This is a genomic window from Streptomyces sp. NPDC057565, from assembly GCF_042801455.1.
GTDB lineage: Bacteria > Actinomycetota > Actinomycetes > Streptomycetales > Streptomycetaceae > Streptomyces > Streptomyces yanii.
Window position 1 is genome coordinate 1 of record NZ_JBHVFU010000168.1, and the last position, 1791, is coordinate 1791.

General features: G+C 67.4%; 1 protein-coding gene. It reads right to left on the bottom strand.

The features are described 5' to 3' along the window. Positions 1–39: 39 nt before the first annotated feature. On the bottom strand, positions 40–1665 hold the full coding sequence (locus ACFU8W_RS52405; protein ID WP_384052979.1) for an IS1182 family transposase: 1626 nt from the start codon (positions 1663–1665) through the stop codon (positions 40–42). Positions 1666–1791: the final 126 nt, after the last annotated feature.

Sequence of the window (1791 nt, forward strand, 5' to 3'; positions counted from 1 at the left end):
GCCTGAAGGACTCTGCTGAGGAATCCGCAAAACGGGTTGTCAGGCCGCGAGCATGAGGGCTTCGAGGCGGGAGATGTGGGTGCCGCCGAGTGGAGTGCCGGTTAGCCATCGGTCGATGCGGATAATGTTGAGCGCCGTGGCGGCGAAGACGTGGCCGAGCCGGGTCGTGGGCAGGTCGCGGTAGCGGGTGCGGCGGAGTCCGGTGACGCGTACGGCCTGGGAGATCGTGCCTTCGACCCCGGCCCGGATCGCATAGCGGGCCTTCCAATCGTCGGTGTCCTGGGCCTGGCGGACGGCTTCGAGGGCTTCGTGGCGTTCGCGGGGCAGGAAGGTGATGCCTCTGCCCCGACGCCCGGACGGTGGCTTGGTGCACAGGGCCTGTTGTGGGCAGGGGCGGCAGTGTTCGGCGGAGAAGAACACTTTGAGCACGGGGGTGCCGTTGCGGTGGTGTTTCTGTTCCCACCACTCGAAGCTGCGGTGCCCTGCCGGACAGATGGCGCTTTCATCGTCCCAGCCGATGGTGAAGTCGGCGCGGGAGAAGCCCTGATTCTGCCGCGACTGCGGGCTGCTGTCGTGCGGGGCCGGACCGAGCAGTTCCATACCCTGCTCGGTCGCGGCCAGGAACAGGGCGGCGGTGGTGTAGCCGGCGTCCACGACATGCACGTCCGGCAGCAACTCCCGTGCCGCGAGCGCCTGGTGGACTGGTTTGGTCATCTCGGTGTCGGCCACCACAGCGTCCGTGGTGGCCACCTGCGTGATCACATGCGGTGCGTCTGGCTCACAGGTCTCGGTCAGGTGTGCCTTGTAGCCGGTCCAGCCCGAGCCACGCTTGATCCCGTAACGGGCATCGGTGTCATAGGGCGAGCACAAACGGTGATGAACCGGCGGGAGATCCTTGCCCTCCCGCCAGCGCACCCCCTTCTCGTCACGGTGGTACTGCTGGACCCAGGAGACCCGCAGGACCTGCACCGCCTCGATCTCGCGCAGCCAGCCCGGAGCGGCGGGGGCGTAGACCGCGTCCAACAGGAAGAACCCGTCTCGTCCGACCTGCCCGGACCATTGTTCACGGACCTCTTCGCCCTTGGGAAAGCGGTAATCGTCCACGCGTGGCCCGTAGCGCTCGGCCCATTCTGTCGTGACCAGGCCGGACAGCCATGTCGGGGCCGCGACCGCCAGCGCTTCCAGCACGGCCCGCAACGTCTCGCCGACGAACTCCATCCGGTTCAGCGTCCGCACCGCCGCCAGCACGTGCGTGGAATCGGTCCGCTGCCGGCCACCAGCCTTCAGCAGGCCCAGCCCGCGCAGGCGTTCCAGTACCAGCTCCAGCGTCGTCTGTTCCAGTCCGTGCTCGATGAGACGGGAACGGAACAGGCTCAGCACGGAGGCATCGAACCCGGAATCATCTAGCTCCAGGCCGAGCAGAAACTTCCAGTCCATCCGGGCCCGTACCTGGTCAGCGGCCTGTCGGTCGGTCAGCCCCTCCGCATACTGCAACACCGATACCAACGCCAACGCCCCCGGCGAAACAGCCGGACGTCCCCGGACGGCGAACGCCCCGGCGAACGCCCCGTCCTCAAACAGAGGGCCCAGTGCCTCCCGGATCCGCACCGCCAGCGTCCCCTTGGGAAAGGCCGCCCGCACCACCCGGGCCGTCAGCTCCGGCACCCCATGATCAGCCCGCGACTCCAACGACATCCCTCTCGGCCCTCCCGCCCATAACCACAACAGTCACGGAGGAACAACGACCCAGTCCTGCTCGAATCACGCATTCCTCAGCAGAGTCCTGAAGGC